Annotated in this window: 16 protein-coding genes; 12 read left to right on the forward strand and 4 right to left on the reverse strand. The window is 34.5% G+C overall.

The genetic code is table 11. The features are described from left to right. The first annotated feature begins 374 nt into the window (after positions 1–374). Positions 375–1,460, forward strand: coding sequence for a Delta(10) desaturase DesB (gene desB / locus BPMYX0001_RS01605; protein WP_003194723.1), 1,086 nt, complete (start codon positions 375–377; stop codon positions 1,458–1,460). 163 nt (positions 1,461–1,623) lie between these two features. On the opposite strand, the gene BPMYX0001_RS01610 is transcribed toward desB, so the two are convergent. The 4 genes from BPMYX0001_RS01610 to BPMYX0001_RS01625 form a co-directional block, all read right to left on the reverse strand. Beyond that, positions 1,624–2,316 carry an amino acid ABC transporter permease gene (locus tag BPMYX0001_RS01610; RefSeq protein WP_003194725.1) on the reverse strand — a complete coding sequence of 231 codons (693 nt, stop codon included), beginning with the start codon at positions 2,314–2,316 and terminating at the stop codon, positions 1,624–1,626. A 115-nt stretch (positions 2,317–2,431) separates the two neighbouring features. Continuing rightward, positions 2,432–3,217, reverse strand: coding sequence for an ABC transporter substrate-binding protein (locus BPMYX0001_RS01615; protein WP_033798580.1), 786 nt, complete (start codon positions 3,215–3,217; stop codon positions 2,432–2,434). A gap of 145 nt (positions 3,218–3,362) precedes the next feature. Continuing rightward, positions 3,363–4,085 carry an amino acid ABC transporter ATP-binding protein gene (locus BPMYX0001_RS01620; RefSeq protein WP_003194731.1) on the reverse strand — a complete coding sequence of 241 codons (723 nt, stop codon included), beginning with the start codon at positions 4,083–4,085 and terminating at the stop codon, positions 3,363–3,365. 192 nt (positions 4,086–4,277) lie between these two features. Further along, positions 4,278–5,612, reverse strand: a complete 1,335-nt coding sequence (locus BPMYX0001_RS01625; RefSeq protein ID WP_006093292.1) for an FAD-binding oxidoreductase — start codon at positions 5,610–5,612, stop codon at positions 4,278–4,280. Between the two features lie 397 nt (positions 5,613–6,009). Between BPMYX0001_RS01625 and argR the strand changes: the two genes are divergently transcribed. The 11 genes from argR to BPMYX0001_RS01680 all read left to right on the forward strand — a co-directional run bounded on the left by argR (position 6,010) and on the right by BPMYX0001_RS01680 (position 21,123). Then, on the forward strand, positions 6,010–6,459 hold the full coding sequence (argR, locus tag BPMYX0001_RS01630) for an arginine repressor (RefSeq protein ID WP_018766526.1): 450 nt from the start codon (positions 6,010–6,012) through the stop codon (positions 6,457–6,459). A 276-nt stretch (positions 6,460–6,735) separates the two neighbouring features. Then, positions 6,736–7,968, forward strand: a complete 1,233-nt coding sequence (gene arcA / locus BPMYX0001_RS01635) for an arginine deiminase (RefSeq protein ID WP_003194737.1) — start codon at positions 6,736–6,738, stop codon at positions 7,966–7,968. 30 nt (positions 7,969–7,998) lie between these two features. Further along, positions 7,999–8,997: an ornithine carbamoyltransferase gene (gene argF / locus BPMYX0001_RS01640; protein WP_029427564.1), complete on the forward strand. Its 999-nt coding sequence runs from the start codon at positions 7,999–8,001 to the stop codon at positions 8,995–8,997. A 95-nt stretch (positions 8,998–9,092) separates the two neighbouring features. Then, positions 9,093–10,508 carry an arginine-ornithine antiporter gene (arcD, locus tag BPMYX0001_RS01645; RefSeq protein ID WP_006093297.1) on the forward strand — a complete coding sequence of 472 codons (1,416 nt, stop codon included), beginning with the start codon at positions 9,093–9,095 and terminating at the stop codon, positions 10,506–10,508. Between the two features lie 37 nt (positions 10,509–10,545). Next, positions 10,546–11,508, forward strand: coding sequence for a carbamate kinase (gene arcC, locus BPMYX0001_RS01650; protein WP_006093298.1), 963 nt, complete (start codon positions 10,546–10,548; stop codon positions 11,506–11,508). Between the two features lie 198 nt (positions 11,509–11,706). Continuing rightward, positions 11,707–12,396 carry a Crp/Fnr family transcriptional regulator gene (locus tag BPMYX0001_RS01655; RefSeq protein WP_018766527.1) on the forward strand — a complete coding sequence of 230 codons (690 nt, stop codon included), beginning with the start codon at positions 11,707–11,709 and terminating at the stop codon, positions 12,394–12,396. Positions 12,397–12,534: 138 nt separating this feature from the next. After that, positions 12,535–13,218 (forward strand): hypothetical protein, encoded by a 684-nt coding sequence (locus BPMYX0001_RS01660; RefSeq protein ID WP_003194745.1) that lies wholly within the window; start codon positions 12,535–12,537, stop codon positions 13,216–13,218. 445 nt (positions 13,219–13,663) lie between these two features. Further along, positions 13,664–15,328: a glycoside hydrolase family 13 protein gene (locus tag BPMYX0001_RS01665; RefSeq protein WP_033798581.1), complete on the forward strand. Its 1,665-nt coding sequence runs from the start codon at positions 13,664–13,666 to the stop codon at positions 15,326–15,328. Positions 15,329–15,517: 189 nt separating this feature from the next. Continuing rightward, positions 15,518–17,155, forward strand: a complete 1,638-nt coding sequence (locus BPMYX0001_RS01670; RefSeq protein WP_006093301.1) for a PTS transporter subunit IIBC — start codon at positions 15,518–15,520, stop codon at positions 17,153–17,155. A gap of 3 nt (positions 17,156–17,158) precedes the next feature. Then, positions 17,159–17,950, forward strand: a complete 792-nt coding sequence (locus BPMYX0001_RS01675; RefSeq protein ID WP_003194752.1) for an endonuclease/exonuclease/phosphatase family protein — start codon at positions 17,159–17,161, stop codon at positions 17,948–17,950. Between the two features lie 311 nt (positions 17,951–18,261). Next, positions 18,262–21,123, forward strand: a complete 2,862-nt coding sequence (locus BPMYX0001_RS01680) for a YhgE/Pip domain-containing protein (protein ID WP_033798582.1) — start codon at positions 18,262–18,264, stop codon at positions 21,121–21,123. The last annotated feature ends 13 nt before the right edge of the window (positions 21,124–21,136 follow it).

A 21,136-nucleotide genomic window follows, 5' to 3' on the forward strand; every position in this document is an offset into this window, starting at 1 on the left:
TTTCTTGAGTGAAGCAGACTTTCTTATATGTGAAAGTATTTATATATATAATGGATAAAAGCTTATAAAACCTATGCTTTTCCTTTGGTGAAATAAAATATTATTATAAAAATATAACCACATTTTATTACTAGGTCATAAAAGTTATTGACAATATGGAAAGTCTATTGATATGATTCATCATGTGGAAAGGTTGATAAAGAGTAAAAAGAGAAATGTTTTTCATTGATAATAAAAGCGAAAATGAGTGACGATAGAGTGAGTATGATTTACTTATTATAAATGCTTTTTGTAATTAACTAGTATTATCAATCTGGAAACAAGAATTGATTTATGCAAGTTGCGTAAGCGCGGCATAAGAAAGGGGCAAAAGGATGAAGGAGCTTCATACGTTTGGATGGTATGCAGCACGTGTATCGCCGCATTTGCCAAAAAAAGCATTTAAACCAGTTCCAACTCGTTTGTTTGGTGGACTGGCTTATTTACTTGTGGCGGTAGCTGGGTTAATAGCGATTGGTTTATTCGATTTGAATGTGTGGGCAAATCTTGGAATTGCAATTGTTCTAGGGTTATGTTTTGCTTCACTTGGATTTTTAGGACATGAAATCTTGCACGGAACAGTTGTAAGAAAAGCATGGCTTCGTGATTTTTTAGGGGCAATTGCATTTATGCCATTATCTACAGGACCGAAATTGTGGAGAAAATGGCACAATGCGACGCACCATGTTCATACACAGCATGAAGAACATGACCCTGATGCGTGGCCAACACTTGAAAAGATGAAGAAGAGTAAATTTTTAAGATGGGTGTATCGTATGCCCTTGCATGTGCGTTCTTTCTTCAGTTTTCTGTCACTAACAATTCAATTTACAATACATTCAACTCGTATGTTCTTTCATTTTATAAAAGAATTTAAGTCATCGAATCAGAAGTCTGTATGGCTTCAACTTCTTTTGCCATGGACGGTTTGGATTAGTTTGCTATTTATTATGGGGCCTACGAAGTGGTTGTTTGCTTATGTGATTCCATTACTCATTGCAAACTTTATTGTAATGGGCTATATTGCAACAAATCACCGTTTAAATCCAATTGTTCCTGTAAATGATCCATTAGCTAACTGTTTATCTGTAACAGTGCCGCGCTGGGTTGATGTTTTGCATTTTAACTTCTCATATCATACGGAACATCATTTGTTCCCTGCTATGAGTTCTAAGTATTACCCATTAGTAAAAGAAAAAATTAAAGAAATGTGGCCGGAGCGTTATCATGAAATGCCGATGACGAAAGCAATGGCAGCACTTTGGAACACACCTCGCGTATATTATCAAGGCAGTGAATTAGTTGATCCTCATAGGGAACATTTCTATGGTTCTTTAGGGAATGGGTTAGACCCTGATAATATTGCATATCGTGAGGAGCATATAGAAGAACAGGAAACTATCAAAAAAGTGAATCCATGATTCTGGAATAGATTATTTAGAACCCTTTAACTATAAAAGCAAGCTACCTAAAAAGTAGCTTGCTTTTTTTAGTTTGTATTTTGGTTGTTTTTTTGCATGTAATAGTAACTTTTCATTGATTCCTTTTTCAATCTAATAGATGAAAGGGTTGCTACAATTCTTCCTATAAAGAGACTGCTTTTTCTTTCTCTTTATTTACTTGTATAGAATTACTTTGTTTACGCTGAAGTTTTTTCTCTAAGAGATTTACGAGGTAAGTAAACAAAAGGACGAGTACAAGATAATAGGCACTAACAACAATGTATGTTTCAAGTTGCTTAAAGTTTCCAGCAGCTATAGATAAACCGGATCCCCAAAGCTCAGACATTCCTACGTATGCGACAAGGGAAGAATCTTTTAATCCAATGACAAATTGGTTTCCGAGCGGAGGGATTGATAATCGAAATGCTTGTGGTAAAATGATACGGCGCATAGCGAGTGGATAGGACATTCCTAAAGAACGAGCCGCTTCTAATTGGCCGCGATCGACCGATTGAATGGAGCCACGGAAAATTTCTGTAATATATGCACCGTTATGAATTGCTAAAGCAATGGCACCAGCCCAAAATGGAGACAGAACGATAATAGACGTAATGCCGAAATAAAGAATCATGATTTGAACGATTAATGGTGTGCCTCGGATAACAGCAATATATATGTGTGCAATACTATTTAAAATTTTATTATTGGAAATACGAAAAAAGGCGAATAGAAGTCCGATTAATGAACCAAGTAATAATGAAGTTAATGTTAATTGTAAAGTCATGACAATTGCTTTTAGAAATGTTGGATATGTAGATATGAAAATTTCAATCATCAACGTCACCTCAATATAGAATTTATTTTAGGAAATAGATGCAAATACCCCACGGCTGAGGTGGGGCATCGCTTATGGATTAAAAATGATTTGTTTTTTAGAAGGGTAAATCATTTTATTTTGTCTTTTCCTCTTCTCCAAGAATATTTTTTCCAAACCATTTTTTACTGATTTTTTCATATGTGCCATCTTTAATAATTTCCTCTAATGCTTTGTTTACTTTCTTCACCATCTCTTTATCATCCTTGCGAATTGCAATTCCCATTTCCTCAAGATTTAATGGTTTTCCAGCTTCTTTTATATTTGATTTTCCTTCTTTTATCATACGAAGACCAACCATTTGATCCGTAATAACAGCATCTACTCGGCCTGGTTCCAAATCCATAAGAGCTGTAATGTCACTGTCGTATTCTGTGATTTGATCTGTATGTTTTTCCACAAGTTTTTTAAATGTACTAGCTTTTACAACACCGATTTTTTTTCCTTTTAAGTCTTCTACTGAAGAAATGGAATTGTTCTTTTTAGCTACGAAAATTTGTGCACCAGAGCGATAGTATGGATTCGTAAAATTAACGGCTTTTAGGCGGTCTTCTGTAATTGCCATACTTCCTAATATGACGTCATATTTTTTTGCTTTTAGACCTTGAATCAATGTTTCCCAAGGATTTGTAACTGGAACAGGCTTCATTCCCATTTTTTTTGCGAGTGCCTCACCAATTTCGACATCAAAACCAACTAGTTTTCCGTCATTTTCTTTGAAATTAAAAGGTTTATATAAGCCGCTCATTGCGTAGCGAAACTCTTTCCCTTCATTTGTTGAAGTTTCCTTACTACAGGCTCCAAGGACGAAGGATACACATAGTGTAATTGCTGCAAAAGCAGTAAGTATTTTCTTTCTCATCAAAACCCCTCCTATATATTCATCCTGCACATACGGGGTAAACAGCCGTATCTTAATTGCTATGGAAAGTTTCCATGGGTGGGGCAATTAGGCCACCCGTATGAGTTTTAATGGTTTAAGTATTCGTGGGGAGAGAAGTCCCTCTCTATAAAATGTTTCGTAAAAACTGTTTTGCTCTCTCATTTGACGGTGCTGAAAAAAATTGTTCTGGTGGTGCATCCTCTACAATTTGTCCATTATCCATAAAAATGACGCGATCTGCTACATCCCGTGCAAAGTTCATTTCATGGGTGACGATTACCATTGTCATTCCTTCACCAGCAAGCTCTTTCATAACTTGGAGTACTTCTCCAACAAGTTCAGGATCAAGAGCAGATGTAGGTTCATCAAATAGCATGATTTTAGGATTCATTGCAAGTGCGCGTGCGATCGCAACACGTTGTTTTTGTCCACCAGATAAAAGGTGAGGTGTCACGTTTGCTTTGTCTTGTAATCCAACCTTTTGTAATAGGTCGGTTCCAATTTCTTTCGCTTTTGTTTTGTCCATTTTTTTTACATGAATAGGTGCTTCTATGATGTTTTCTAATGAGGTCATATGTGGAAAGAGGTTAAAATGTTGAAATACCATTCCAACATTTTCGCGGACTTTGTTTAAGTTTGTACTTTTAGGATTAATTCGTTTCCCTTGTAAGTGAATTTCCCCTTCATCGTACATTTCTAAAAAGTTGAGACAACGAAGTAAAGTGCTTTTTCCTGAGCCGCTCGCGCCAATTAAAACAACAACTTCTTTTTCTTTTACTTCTAAATTGATCCCTTTTAAAACGTCTAATGAACCAAATGACTTTACTAGATTTTGAACTTGAATCATACCAATCCCCCAGTCAAATTTGTATTTTACAAATGTTTCCCCTTATTTTTGTTATTAGTCATAAAGTGCCAAAACCCTTTATTTTTTGCGAAAAACATTGTCTAGAGGACGTGAAATTAGGAAGATGATTCGGTTAGTAAGGTGATAAAAAGAGGCTTTGAAGAAAATAAAAAAGTGAGAGAAATTTATATTTTATTTATGGAAGGGAGGGATGCTTTGTGGGAATCGAAAAACATTACAAGGGTCATATACTGTTTTTACTTTACGTAACCTTGTAAAGTTTGTGCCATAGTAAGTGTTTTGCCAATCTGTAATATCAATATCAGGCCAATTGACATAATCACCTAATGTATAAGGTGCCATAGCATTTCGTAAATCTTTAATCCAACGTATATTTTGTTGTTCCTCATTGTCGCATTTCCAAGATGTAAGGTATTCTTGAGCAATAATTGCTTTTCGATGGAAATAAGCTGTTTCACTTGGAGCAATGTCTTCTACAGCTCCTACGAGTGATTGATGCCAAACGCTCGCTGAAGAATTTGGAGCATGACTAAGAAAATGCTTTAGAACTTGAATCCCTTTAAGCGGAATTGCCTTATATACATAAGAACCAGAACGTTTGAATTTTTCTGGGATGTTACCACTATTAAAGAATTCAACTGCTTGTATATAAGGAACTTCTTCTATGAACAGAGAAGGAGTTCCAGCTTGTAATACAGGTGCCAGTAAATCGAGGAGTTCCGAAGGATGACCAACAAATTCTCCTTTTACTTCAATTTTATTTCTCTGTTTAGAAAATAATTCAATAGATGAAGTAAGACGCTCATCTATATAAGGTGCCCAGTTTTGCCAAGCTTGAAATGCGGTAATAAAGTTTTTCCATTCCCAAGTGAGTGAAAAAATCGAGACGTTTTGAATGGGGTGAACACGAAATGTTAAAGATGTAACAATTCCGAAGTTCCCACCGCCACCGCCGCAGCATGCCCAAAATAAATCAGCGTTTTCTCTTTCGCTGGCACGAATAAATCTTGCCCCTTTTTTACCAACTGCTTGCACCATGTCTATTTCTAATAGTTGATCACAAGTTAATCCAAATAAGCGTGATAACATACCAATGCCACCACCAAGTGTTAATCCAACAATTCCAACGCTGGCGCTGGTGCCAGCTGGTAATGTGACGCCATATTTCCACAGCTCTTTATAAACAGCACCAAGGTCTGCTCCAGCCTCAATGGTTGCTGTTAAGCTGTCCTGCTGGACTATAATTCGATTCATTTCACTTACATCAATAATAAGTCCACGATTCACAAGGGAAAAGTTTTCATAGTTATGGCGACCACTTCGTACACGAAATGGTATATGACGTTCACGTGCCCACTTCAAGGCATTGCATACATCTTGAGTATTTTGACAGAAGACAATTATGCAGGGGAGCTTTGGAAGACTTAAATTTAAGTTTATGCGAGCTACATCATATTCAGGATCTTCTGGAGTTACAATGCGCCCTGTTAATTTTGTTTTTTTCATTATATTGTTCCTTTCTATATGAGATTGGTTCTTATTATTGTATGAGAAAGCTTGTTTAAGAGTGTTTGAATTATAAATAGTATGTATATGAAGAATGAATAGGCTGATTAAAATGTTAGTATATTTTTCTGGGAAATTTAATTAAAATTAGAAATATATGGATGTGCATTCAGCAGTATGTATTTAGTGTTGCCATACTAGATACTATAGAAATTTTTAGCAGTACTCCAACAGAAGTCCCCTTTCTCAAGTACGTGCAGGACATAGTCCAGGATGAAATCATATAAGAGGGATAATTATAAACTATGAACGTTTCCGCAACATTTACCTTTATCTCTTTCGAATGGAAATTATAGCAAGATATAATAAAGTTATAATATTCGAAAGGATGTCTTTTATGAAAAAGGAGAAAAGACAACGGCTAATCAAACAATTGATAAGAGAGTGTGAAATAGATACACAAGAGAAATTAGTAGAATTGTTAGAAGAACATGGTGTAGTAGTTACACAAGCAACGATTTCACGAGATATTCGTGAATTAAATTTAATAAAGGTAACCTCTGCAAGTGGATTAACAATATATAAGATTTTTTCAGAAGACAGTTTACAAACGGATATGAAATTAAAGAAAAAAATAAAAGAAGTTGTTGTGAAAATTGATTGTGTAGAGCAATTAACAATTATTAAAACATTACCGGGAAATGCCCATGTTATTGGTGTATTATTGGATTCTTTAGATTGGAAAGAAAAAGTAGGATGTATATGTGGAAATGATACGTGCCTTGTGATTTCTCGATCACAATCGGATAGGAAGGTTCTAGAAGAAAGATTGAAATTGATTATGTAAGTGAAGATCCTATTTCTAATTTTTATTAGAAATAGGATCTTTTTTTGAAATTTTAATATGAATTAGTAAAGGGTTATTCATTATATATACGTAATATATAGCTGTTTTGCAAAATATGGAGCAAAAAACCTTATAAAAATACAAATATATATTATTTTAAAAAATAAACTGTGAAATATTCCACTTGGAAATGTTAGCGCTTTCACAAAGAAGGAAGTACGTACCGTTTATTATGTATTTGTAGACATCAAACAAATTTAAAAGGAGGTACAACAAATGAAACATCCGATACATGTTACTTCAGAAATTGGGGAATTACAAACGGTTTTATTAAAACGTCCTGGTAAAGAAGTGGAAAATTTAACGCCAGATTATTTGCAACAATTATTATTTGACGATATCCCATATTTACCAATTATTCAAAAAGAACATGATTATTTTGCACAAACATTACGCAATCGGGGTGTTGAAGTTCTTTATTTAGAAAAACTAGCAGCTGAGGCGTTAGTTGATAAAAAACTTCGTGAAGAATTTGTTGATCGTATTTTAAAAGAAGGACAGACTGACGTAAATGTTGCACATCAAACTTTAAAAGAATATTTACTTTCCTTTTCAAATGAAGAATTGATTCAAAAAATTATGGGTGGCGTGCGGAAAAACGAAATTGAAACTAGTAAAAAAACGCATCTGTATGAATTAATGGAAGATCATTATCCATTTTATTTAGATCCAATGCCAAATTTATATTTTACTCGTGATCCAGCAGCTAGTATAGGTGACGGTTTAACAATTAACAAAATGAGAGAACCGGCACGGAGACGTGAATCATTGTTTATGGAATATATCATTAAACATCATCCACGATTTGCAAGTCATGATGTGCCAGTTTGGTTAGATCGTGATTATAAATTTCCGATTGAAGGTGGCGACGAACTGATTTTAAATGAGGAAACAATTGCAATTGGGGTATCTGCTCGTACTTCAGCTAAAGCAATTGAGCGTTTAGCTAAAAACTTATTTAGTCGCCAAAATAAAATTAAAAAAGTGCTAGCAATAGAAATTCCAAAATGTCGTGCTTTTATGCACTTAGATACAGTGTTTACAATGGTCGATTATGACAAATTTACAATTCACCCAGCTATTCAAGGACCAAAAGGAAATATGAATATATATATATTAGAAAAAGGAAAGGATGAAGAAACTCTTAAAATTACCCATCGTACATCTTTAACTGAAGCTTTAAAAGAAGTATTAGGTTTAAGTGAATTAGTACTTATCCCTTGCGGAGGAGGAGATGTGATCGCTTCTGCTCGTGAACAATGGAACGATGGATCTAATACATTGGCGATTGCGCCAGGAGTAGTTGTTACATATGATCGCAACTATGTATCTAATGCTTTATTACGTGAGCATGGTATAGAAGTTATTGAAGTACTCAGCTCGGAATTATCTCGCGGTCGTGGGGGTCCACGTTGCATGAGTATGCCGATTGTTCGAAAAGATATTTAGTATAAAAAACGGAGAAAGTAGGGATGAATCATGTTGATGACTAAACCAAACTTAAAAGGAAGAAGTTTTCTTGCTGAAAAAGATTTTACGGAAGAAGAATTATTATACTTTCTAGATTTAGCAGCAGAATTAAAAGAGAAAAAGAAAAATGGTATTCCGCATCGTTATTTAGAAGGTAAAAATGTTGCACTCTTATTCGAAAAAACTTCAACTCGTACACGGTGTGCATTTACCGTAGCTTGTACAGATTTAGGTGCCAACCCTGAATACTTAGGTAAAGGTGATATTCAGCTCGGAAAAAAAGAATCTGTTGAAGATACAGCAAAAGTTTTAGGGCGTATGTTTGATGGGATTGAATTCCGTGGTTTCGATCATGCGACAGTAGAATCTTTAGCAAACAATTCTGGTGTGCCAGTATGGAATGGCTTAACAGATATGTGGCATCCAACACAAACACTTGCAGATTTATTAACAATAAAAGAACATGTGGGACGTTTAAAAGACGTTAAGCTCGTTTATGTTGGGGACGGGCGGAACAATGTAGCAAATAGCTTATTAGTCGGCGGTGCAATTGTTGGAATGGAAGTCCGTATTTGTACACCAGAATCATTATGGCCAGCACAAGAAGTTATTGATTTAGCAAAAAAATATAATGATCGAGTAATGGTAACAAGTAATGTTCAAGAGGCTGTTGCAGATGCGGATGTAATTTATACAGATGTATGGGTATCTATGGGGGAAGAAGATAAGTTTGCTGAACGAATTGAATTATTGACGCCTTATCAAGTAAATATGCAAATGATTAAAGCAACTGGAAATGAAAATGTGATGTTCTTACATTGTTTACCTGCATTTCATGATGTGGAAACAATGTACGGAGAAGAGATTTATGAAAAATATGGAATAAAAGAAATGGAAGTAAGTGACGAAGTCTTCCGTAGTAAGCATTCAAAAGTATTTGATCAAGCAGAAAATAGAATGCATACAATTAAAGCGGTTATGGCAGCTACTTTAGGAAATATGGAGTAAAGAAGGAAGGTAATCTTCCTTCTTTCTCCTCCTTTAGACACTATCATTCACTATTGTTGTTTTCTTCTTATTGCAATTAAAGAGAGGTGAGTGTAATGGGTGAAGAAAAGAAACTAGGACTATTTACTTTAACAGCTCTTGTCGTTGGTTCCATGATAGGCGGTGGAGCATTTAACTTAGCAAGTGATATGGCAAAAGGCGCTGGTGCGGGAGCCATTATTATCGGATGGGTTATAACAGGGATTGGGATGATTGCTCTTGGATTATCATTTCAAAATTTAACTGTAAAAAGACCAGATTTAGATGGTGGTATTTTTAGTTATGCAAAAGCAGGATTTGGTAATTTTATGGGATTTAATAGTGCCTGGGGATATTGGCTATCTGCTTGGCTTGGTAATGTAGCTTACGGTACATTATTATTCTCTTCATTAGGTTATTTCTTCCCAGTTTTTGAAGGTGGACAAAATGTAGCTTCGATTATTGGAGCGAGTATATTGCTATGGTGTGTTCACATGCTAATTTTACGTGGGGTACAATCAGCAGCACTTGTAAATTTAGTAACAACAATTGCAAAATTAGTGCCTGTATTTGTCTTTATTGTTGTAGGAATTTTCGCCTTCCATATTGATATTTTCTTAGATGGTTTTTGGGGACAAGCTGGTTCCTTTTCTTGGGGAGCAGTAGGTAGTCAAGTTAAGAGCACAATGCTTGTAACTCTTTGGGTATTTATTGGTGTAGAAGGAGCTGTTGTCTTATCAAGTCGTGCGAAAAGCCGAAGCGATGTGGGGAAAGCAACAGTCATCGGATTAATTGGTACACTCATCATTTATATCCTACTTACATTACTATCTCTTGGTCTTATGCAACAAGCTGATGTTGCTAATTTGAAAAATCCATCTATGGCGTATTTATTTGAAAGCGTTGTCGGGAAATGGGGCGCTATTTTTATTAACTTAGGTTTAGTCATTTCTGTATTAGGTGCTTGGTTAGGATGGACGCTACTCGCATCTGAAATTCCGTATTTAGCTGCTAAAGACGGAGTGTTTCCAAAGTGGTTTGCGAAAGAAAACAAAAACAAAGCTCCTATAAATTCATTATGGATAACAAATGGTTTAATTCAAGTTTTCTTATTAACATTTGTTGTTTCAGATCAAGCATATAATTTTGCATTTTCTCTCGCGTCCTCTGCTATTTTAATTCCGTATGCTTTTTCAGCATTCTATCAATTTAAGCACAGTTTACAATCTAAAGAAAAAGATCGAACAAAAAATATAATCATTGGTTTGGTAGCAAGTATTTATGGAATTTGGTTAGTGTATGCAGCTGGCTTAGATTACTTATTACTAACAATGACATTATATGCACCTGGTATTTTCATCTTTTACAATGTTCAAAAGCAAACGAATCCAAAACAAATATTTACTCGTGTGGAACTGGCATCCTCTGTAGCTATTGGTGCCTTAGCATTTTTTGCGATTTACGGATTAATTACAGGGAGTATCACTTTATAAAATTTTGTGAAAATGAAATCAATTGGAGGGTTGAAATATGAAACGAAGAAAAATCGTAGTTGCACTAGGGGGAAATGCTATACAATCTGGAAATGCCACTGCCGAGGCGCAGCAAGAAGCATTAGAAAGAACAGCAGAACAACTTGTTAAAATTATGGAAAATAACGTTGATATTGTTATTGCACATGGAAATGGCCCGCAAGTAGGTAATATTTTATTGCAACAAAAAGCAGCAGATACGGAAAAAACACCGGCAATGCCGTTAGATACTTGTGGTGCAATGAGCCAAGGGATGATCGGATATTGGATGGAAAATGCAATTGAGAAGGCTTTGAAAAAGCGTAAAATAAAAAAAGAAGTAGCCACGGTTATAACACGTGTTGTCGTGGATGAAAAGGATGAGGCATTCCGAAATCCAACAAAACCAATTGGGCCTTTCTATACAGAAGAAGAAGCAAGAAAGTTAATGGAAGAAACAAAAGCTGTATTTAAAGAGGATGCAGGAAGAGGATGGAGACGCGTTGTGCCGTCACCAAAGCCTGTGAGTATTCACGAGCATAAAGTAATCAATTCATTAGTTGAAGGTGGAAATATAGTCATTGCTGTTGGAGGTGGAGGAATCCCCGTTATTGAGTCTGAGGAAGGGTTAAAAGGTACTGAAGCTGTCATTGATAAGGACTTTGCAGCTCAAAAGTTAGCAGAACTAGTAGATGCTGATACACTTGTGATTTTAACGGCAGTTGATTATGTTTATGTGCATTTTAATCAGCCTAATCAAAAGAGATTAGAGGCTGTTACAGTCGATGAATTAGAAGGGTATATACAGGAGAAACAATTTGCAGCAGGTAGTATGCTTCCAAAAATTGAAGCTGCTATTAGTTTTGCAAATGCAGATCCAAAGCGAAAAACAATTATTACTTCATTAGAAAAAGTATATGAAGCATTAGAAGAAAAAGCTGGTACGATTATTTCTAAGCAGGACGTATATGCTTGTGTATAAACATAGCTCTTCTATTACTAGTAATTTCAAAAAGAATGGGGTTAGTAACTTCATTCTTTTTGTTTGTTAATTTTTAGGAAAAATGTTCATAAAGTATTCATGATAAGAAAAAGCTGTGTAGGTTAAGTGTGATAAAATAAAATTGAATACGCTTTCTCGATGTTTCACTCCGATATATAGCAAGAGAGAAGGAATTTTATGAACAGACGGAACGTAGTTAAAGACTTGAAGCAGTTTGAATTATTTTCTCATGTAACAGATACAAAATTAAAAAGCCTATCAGAGTTTGTTTATTGGCGAACTTATAAGAAAGGTCAGTTTTTATTTTTAGAAGGTGATTCAAGAGAAAGAATTTATTTTATGCTAGATGGTTTTGTAAAGTTAGAGCGAGTAAATCAAAACGGGAATTTATTATATGAAGACTATGTAAAGCGACTTTCTATTTTTCCTTATGGTGGTATGTTTACAGACAATGCATATAATTATACAGCGGAGGCAATGACAGATGTGGATGTTTACTATATTCCTACAGTGATTTTTGAAGATATGGTAAAAGCAAGTCGGACACAGCTAATGTACGTTGTTCAGCAGTTATCCTCTATATTAAAAATTAACGAAAATCGGGTGCAAAATATTACAATCCCAAATGCACAAGATCGTGTTATCCAGACATTAAATTATTTAATGAATGATTTAGGAGAACAAGATGGTGAGGAAATTGTAATCGCATGTCCACTTACAACAATTGAAATTTCAAAGATATCTGGAACATCTCGAGAGACTGTTAGCGGTGTATTAAAACAATTGAAAAATGATAGTATTGTTACGGTTCTAGGTAAAAAAATTACTATACATAATCCAACGTACTTTGAGGAAATTTCGATGTGAAAACTTCATATTGTATATTAATAGAGTTCTTTATATATTTATAAGGAACTTTTTTATGTTATTCCCTATAAAAAGATTGTATATTCCGATAATGTTAGCTAAAATCGATAATAAAAAACAAAGGAGAAGGGAGAAAGAATGATTCGGATTGAATATGATCGATTAGTAGCCATTTTTTACAGTGTCGGAGTATTACTATTAATAAAAATGCCAAATGATAATGAATTAATTGGAGAAAAATTATTTCACGCATACGGGATTCCAGTAGATACATATATTTATATGGGGTATAAGATTTCGAATATCTGGATTTGTTCTTTTGCATTACAAGCAATTTCTTTTCTATTTCTTATAAAGTGGTTAGAAAAGAAGGATTCTAATTGGTTAAAAAAGCTAAATAACATAAAAGTAGTGTGTATGAGTGTCTTGATTATCATAATGCCATTTACTTTAAATGAAATACTTCAAACTCTTGATAAAACATGGCATTACACAGGGAAAAAAGGACTAGAGGCAATTGAATACAAAAAAGAGGATAGCCAATGTACGATGGAGAAAAAGGGGGATAATTTTGAACAAAATTGCGTCGTCACTTTAAAAAATTATCGCAATCATTCACAAGCATTACAACTTGTTTTATATCAAGATGCAAATCAAAAATTAAAGAGTTATCAGGTACCAACACCTATTTACCTACAGCGACATGAAACAAAGCAATTTGAGTTTCAAGTTCCAGTTGTTTATGATGACGTCGTAGTGAAAAATAAAGCACCAAATATTAAATTGCGGTCATTAAATAAAAATCATAAGACAGATAATTAGTTTATGAAAATGAGGTTTGTTATTAGGAGAAAGAATTAGAAATGAAAAAGAAAAGTAAACTTTAGTCATCCAAAATGTTGCGAATAATCGGGCATAAATTGGATGATTTTTTATTTGTAATTAAGACCCATACATCAAAATTCAGGGAACCAACTGTCCGTAAAAGCCCGATTGGTGAGGGCTAATAATCAGTGGGGGATGAAGAATCCCCCACTGATTAAAGTTTCACTTTATTAATGATAAAGGGGAGTGAGAAATTCCCACCAAGTATGTACACCATAAAAATATGTAAGGTTAATGAAATGGAGTATTGTTTCTTAAAGAAAAGTAGATATTTAGTAATAAGATGAAATTTCTCATTGCAAACTCTCTATATTTTGTTATGATAGTGTTACGAAAACGTTTGCATAAATTTTTAAGATGGATGCAAAAGGAGAGAATTATTATGAATAAAACATGGTGGAAAGAAGCTGTCGCTTATCAAATTTATCCACGTAGCTTTATGGATTCCAATGGTGATGGTATTGGAGATTTACAAGGTATTATTACAAAACTTGATTATTTAAAGGATTTAGGTATCGATGTAATTTGGATTTGTCCAATGTATAAATCACCGAATGATGATAATGGTTATGATATTAGTGACTATCAAGACATTATGGATGAATTTGGTACAATGGCTGATTTTGATGAATTACTAGATGAAGTGCATAAACGTGGTATGAAGCTCATTATTGATTTAGTTATTAATCACACGAGTGATGAACATCCTTGGTTTATTGAATCGCGTTCGTCTAAAGATAATCCAAAACGTGATTGGTATATTTGGCGCGATGGTAAGGATGGAGAAGAGCCAAATAATTGGGAAAGTATCTTTAGCGGTTCTGCTTGGGAATATGATGAAGTAACAGATCAATATTTCTTACACATATTCTCACGTAAACAACCAGATTTAAACTGGGAGAATGCACAGGTCCGTGAAGTTTTATATGATACTGTAAACTGGTGGCTAAATAAAGGAATTGATGGTTTCCGTGTAGATGCAATCAGTCATATCAAAAAAGAAGAAGGCCTAAAAGACATGCCAAATCCAAAAGGATTAAAGTATGTGCCTTCTTTTGATAAACATATGAATGTAAATGGAATTCAACCACTTTTAGAAGAGTTGAAGGAGAATACATTTTCAAAATACGATATTATGACTGTTGGAGAAGCCAATGGTGTCAAAGTTGAAGATGCTGATCTGTGGGTTGGAGAAGAAAACGGTAAATTTAATATGGTATTTCAGTTTGAGCATTTAAGTTTATGGGATGCAGAAAAGAAAAAGGAACTTGATGTTGTGGAACTGAAAAAGGTGTTAACGAAGTGGCAAAAAGGTTTAGAAAATAAGGGATGGAATGCGTTGTATATTGAAAATCATGATAAACCACGGATTGTTTCTACGTGGGGAGATGATAAACAGTATTGGCGTGAAAGTGCAACAGCTTTAGGAGCAATGTACTTCTTTATGCACGGAACACCGTTTATTTATCAAGGACAAGAAATTGGTATGACAAATGTTCAATTCCGAAATATTGAAGATTATGATGACGTAGCAATTAAGAATTTATATCGCGAGAAAATTGCAGAAGGCGTATCACATCAAGAAATGATGGAAATTATTTGGGCATCTTGTCGTGATAATTCACGTACACCAATGCAATGGAATGATGAAGAAAACGCTGGTTTTACAACAGGGAAACCGTGGTTTGGAATGAATCCAAATTATAAAGAAATTAATGTTCAAAAGCAGCAAGTAGAGGCTAGTTCTATTTTTAATTTCTATAAAAAGATGATTGCACTAAAAAAAGAGCATGATGTATTTAATTATGGCACATATGATTTGATTTTAGAGAATGATCCGCAGGTTTATGCGTATACGCGTACGTTAAATGATGCAAAAGTTGTTGTGATTAGTAATATATCTAAAGAAAATGCTGTGTATAATGAGGATACATTCTCTTTAGAACGCAAACGTTTGCTTTTAAATAACTATGAAGTAGCGGAACATAATAAATGTACTACAATTACTTTAAAACCTTATGAAACAAGGGTTTATCGTATTTCTTAATAAAAAAAGATGCTCTCGTAGCATCTTTTTTTATGAAAAATAATAAATTTATATTGCAATATGAAAACGCTTTTATTAAAATAGATTTATGAAAACGTTTGCGTTAAAAAAGGTATCGTTTTCGTAAGCAAAAAGAAATTATTATCTATATTATTAGGGATTTTATAAATAAAGAGGAGGAAAAAACAGATGAAAATTACGTCTTTTGATTTTTGGCAGAAGTTCGGGAAAGCATTGCTAGTTGTTGTAGCTGTTATGCCAGCTGCTGGCTTAATGATTTCCATCGGTAAGCTAATTGGTATGTCTGCTGGGGATGTAAATGCAGTACATACAATTGCTAGAGTAATGGAAGACATCGGTTGGGCAATTATTACAAACTTGCATATTTTATTTGCAGTAGCAATTGGGGGGTCTTGGGCGAAAGACCGGGCAGGTGGTGCATTCGCAGCACTGTTAGCATTCGTCTTAACGAACCGAATTACGGGAGCTATATTTGGTGTTAACGCTGAAATGTTAACGGATTCAAAAGCGAAAGTTTCTTCATTATTAGCAGGAGATTTACTTGTAAAGGATTATTTCACTTCTGTACTTGGTGCACCAGCATTGAACATGGGAGTATTCGTAGGGATTATTACAGGGTTCTTAGGAGCTACCTTATATAATAAATACTATAACTATAATAAATTACCACAAGCATTAGCGTTCTTTAACGGAAAACGATTTGTACCATTTGTTGTAATTGTATGGTCTACAGTTACTGCGATTGCTTTATCACTTTTATGGCCATTTATCCAAAGCGGATTAAATGAGTTTGGTCGCTGGATCGCAGCATCTAAAGATAGTGCACCAATTGTTGCACCATTTGTATACGGGACATTAGAGCGTTTACTATTACCGTTCGGATTACATCATATGTTAACGATTCCTATGAACTATACGGAGCTTGGTGGAACATACACGATGTTAACTGGAGCAAAAGTTGGTCAGGTTGTTGCGGGACAAGACCCATTATGGCTTGCATGGATTACTGATTTAAATAACTTGTTAGCGAATGGGGATACAAAAGCATATAACGATTTATTAAATAATGTTGTTCCAGCTCGTTTCAAAGTTGGGCAAGTTATTGGTTCAACTGCATCATTAATTGGTATTGCATTTGCGATGTTCCGTAATGTCGATAAAGATAAACGTGCAAAATATAAACCAATGTTCTTATCTGCAGCATTAGCAGTATTTTTAACAGGTGTAACGGAACCAATTGAATTCATGTTCATGTTTATTGCACCAGTATTATATATTGTATACGCGATTACAACAGGACTTGCATTTGCATTAGCGGATTTAATTAACTTACGTGTTCATGCATTTGGATTTATTGAGTTAATTACACGTACACCAATGATGATAAATGCGGGGTTAACAAGAGATTTAATTAACTTTGTTGTTGTGTCAGCGGTATTCTTCGGTTTAAACTTTACATTATTCAATTTCTTAATTAAAAAATTCAATTTACCAACGCCAGGTCGTGCAGGGAACTATATTGATAATGAAGATGAATCAGAAGAAGGCACAACGAATGTAAAAGAGGGTTCATTAGCAACAAAGGTTATTGAACTTTTAGGTGGAAAAGATAATATTGCGGATGTAGATGCTTGTATGACACGTTTACGTGTAACAGTGAAAAATTTAGAAGCTGTTGCACCAGAGGCACAATGGAAGCAAAACGGTGCTTTAGGTCTCATTGTAAAAGACAAAGGTGTTCAAGCAGTATATGGTCCGAAAGCTGATGTGTTGAAATCAGACATCCAAGATATGTTAGGTGCATAATAAATGAAATTACTCACTTTAAACTGCCACTCTTGGCAAGAAGAGAATCAAATAGAAAAAATAAGACATCTTGCTAAAACGATTCAAGAGGAAGGTTACGATGTTATTGCCTTGCAAGAGGTTAGTCAGTCTATAAAAGCTCAAAATGTATGCGGTAATAAGAAAAAGGATAACTTTGGCCTTGTATTACTTGCAGAGCTTGAGAAGTTGGGTTCAGGAAATTACAATATTGTTTGGGATTACTCGCATATTGGTTATGACATATATGAAGAAGGTTCAGCTATCATAACGAAACATCCTATTGTGAAACAAGATTCTTTCTTTGTATCAGAAAGTAAGGATACTTCTTATTGGAAAGCACGTAAAATTGTAAGTGCAACAGTTTCTTATAAAGGAAAGAATATGACGTTTTATTCATGTCACCTTGGGTGGTGGAATGATGAGGAAGAAACGTTTCAAGGCCAAGTGGATTGTTTAACGCAGCATGTGAATGAAAACGAACTTTCAATTTTAATGGGCGATTTTAATAATAATGCTCGTTTACAAGGAGAAGGATACGATTATCTCATGCAAAAAGGGCTTTATGACACATATGAACTAGCTTTTAAAAAAGATGAAGGAACAACTGTACAAGGAAAAATTGCTGGTTGGGATGAAAATAAGCAAAATTTACGAATTGATCTTATTTTAAGTAACAAACCAAAAACAGTTATTTCTTCAAAGGTCATTTTCAATGGTATAAATCGAAATATTATTTCAGATCATTTCGGAGTAGAAGTTCAATTGGATATATAATAATAGAAGAAATCCTCATAGCAATGTAAGCGCTATGAGGATTTTTTTTGTGAATACAAGTATTTCCAAGATAAAATACTTGTATTTTTTATGACATTTCCTATATATTTGTTATTACTGAATGTAAAACCGATTTGGTCATTTTGTATGAATACTTTATCGACTTCGTTATATAATGAAGTAAGTGAAGTGTTTCGTTTGGAAAAAATAGTACATTTTCGTTTAATCCACGATGAGGAAAATGATATAATTGCAAAATGCATGCATCATTTTCTAAAGAAGGAAAAATATATAATTAGGTGATAGCTTATATGAAACAGATATGGCGTATTTATACGACAGACTTACGGAATGTAGCCAAACATTGGGCTGCGATTGTAATTGTATTAGGACTTATGATTTTGCCATCGTTATATGCATGGTTTAACATTAAAGCTTCCTGGGATCCATATGGGAACACGAAAGATGTTCCAATTGCAGTTTCCAACCAAGATGCTGGATCAAATTTACGGGGAAAAGATATTAACATCGGGAATGAAATTGTAGATTCGCTCAAAAAGAATAAAAATATGGGATGGAAATTCGTTGATGAAAAGCAAGCAATTTATGGAGTAGAACACGGGGATTATTATGCAAGTATTACGATCCCGAAAGATTTCTCTGAAAAAATTGCGACGGTAATTAGCGATAATCCGCAAAAGCCAGAACTTGATTATTTTGTGAATGAAAAGGTCAATGCCATTGCACCGAAAATTACAGCGAAAGGTGCATCAGGTATAACAGAAGAAATCAGTAAAAACTTCGTTAAAACAGCAAACGGTGAGATCTTTGAAATCTTCAATGACCTTGGAATCGATTTAGAAACAAACTTACCAAGTATTGAAAAAGTAAAAGATCTTGTGTTTAAGCTAGAAGCACAGTTCCCGGAAATGTATACACTTGTGAATACAGCATTAGATGATGCGACTAGAGCACAAGATCTTGTGAAAGTTGCACAAGAGGATTTACCGGTTGTGGAAAGTGTGATTAATGATGGACAGGAAACGCTGGGGAACTTAGATAAGTTCTTTGCAAACAATGACCAAAGATTAAAAGATGCTCCTGGAGCGATACGGAACGACTTAACTGTGGTGAAAGATGGCATGGATAAGGCAACAGCCTTTACTAATTTCTTAATGAATCCAGGAGTCGATTTGAACCTTCCTGATATATCTAAGATACCTCCACTGCCTGAATTTCCATCACTTTCTGGACTTCCACAGTTTAATGATGAAGGATATAAAAATATTGCGAGAAACATTAATCAAACTGTGAACACTGTGTTGAACTCAGCTCGTACAGGAACTGCATATGCACAAGGTGTTATGAATGGATTGCAGAATAAAGATGTTGATCCATCTGTAGCCCAGAAAAATGTAGCTGATGCTTCTAAACATATCGAAGGACGAATAAGTGATGTATCGTATTTAATTGATTTCTTTACTGAACTTCAAAAGAATGCATCAACGGATTCTGGTCAAAAAGTCTTTGGAGATAGGGGTGAGCATTTAACTATTCTTAAACAATCTCTGCAGGATGTAGATAATAGAATTAAACATGTTGGAGAGTTAATTAGTACAGGTCAAGAAGTAAAACAAGATGTGAGAGATGCTGTTAATCAAAAATTAAATGCAACAAATGATTTAATTAATCAAGCTGAAAAAGATTATAATGAAACGTTTGTAGCAGATTACAAAAAAGCAGTTCAGTTTAAAGAACAAACAGAAAACAAGATAAATGAGGATTATGAGAAAGCAAAGACTGAATATAATAAAGTAAGAGATGGTATTGAGAATGCTAAATCTGATGCTCAAAAAGCAATGGAAGACCTGCAAAATAAAGGTATTAACGGTTTAGATTCAACAAAAGTCGCTTTAAATAGTGTAAATGGCCAATTCCAAGCAGGTATTAGCATGATTGATGATATGATTCCTGTTTTAGAGAGTGCAAATAAGGTTTTAGCTGATGTAAACAGTGATAAAAATCTTGATAACGGAATTGCAAAATTAAATAAAGCGAAAGATATCATGCAAAAGGGTAGTGATGCAACGAATAAAGCAATCACACTCATTAATAATGGGCAACAGCCTACAAAAGATGTAATTGAAAGCATTAATGAAGCATCGAAAAACGGTTCAGCACAATTGGATGATTTCTTAGCAAGATACGATTCAGAAATCGTTCCAAGCTTTAACGCAGCAATCGCACGTACAAAAGAGATGTCAAAAAATACATCTAAGCTTTTAAACGACGCAGATAAAAAGCTTCCAGATGTTAAAAAACTGCTTGAAGATTCATCAAAAGGCTTAGTAGAAGGTACGAAGAAAGTTGAAGATATTAAAGCAGAAATGCCGGCTACTGAGAAAAAGATTAAAGAATTAGCAGATAAAATTCGTAAATTTGAATCGGAAGAAGATATAAAAGATATCATCAAGTTATTGAAAAATGATGTTGAACAGCAAAGTGATTACTTTGCAAATCCAGTAAAATTAAAAGAAAATAAATTATTTGCGATGCCAAACTACGGTTCGGGGATGTCACCATTCTATACAGTGCTTGCATTATGGGTAGGGGCACTTTTAATGGTTTCATTATTAACAGTAGAAGTACATGAGCCAGGGGCAAATTATAAGAGTCATGAGATTTACTTCGGACGCTTTTTAACATTCTTAACGATAGGTCTTGCACAGGCGTTTATCGTATCGATGGGAGATATTTTCTTACTTGGTACGTATGTAGTTGATAAGTTTTGGTTTGTTCTATTCAGTTTATTCATTGGTGGAGTCTTTGTTTGTATCGTGTATTCACTCGTTTCTGTTTTCGGAAACATTGGGAAATCGATGGCAATCATTTTACTCGTACTACAAGTAGCTGGATCAGGCGGAACATTCCCAATTCAAATGCTTCCAAAATTCTTCCAATCGATATATCCGTTCTTACCGTTCACATATGCAATTAGCGTGATTCGTGAAACAGTGGGCGGAATGCTTTGGGATATTGTGATAAGAGATCTTCTCGTGTTAAGTGTCTTTGTGGTAATCATGCTTGTACTTGCATTGGTACTGAAAACACCGATTAACAAGTCGAGTGAGAAATTTGTTGAGAATGCAAAAGGAAGTAAAATTATTCATTAAAAAAAAAGTNTCT

The sequence above is a fragment of the Bacillus pseudomycoides DSM 12442 genome (assembly GCF_000161455.1).
GTDB classification, from domain to species: Bacteria; Bacillota; Bacilli; order Bacillales; family Bacillaceae_G; genus Bacillus_A; species Bacillus_A pseudomycoides.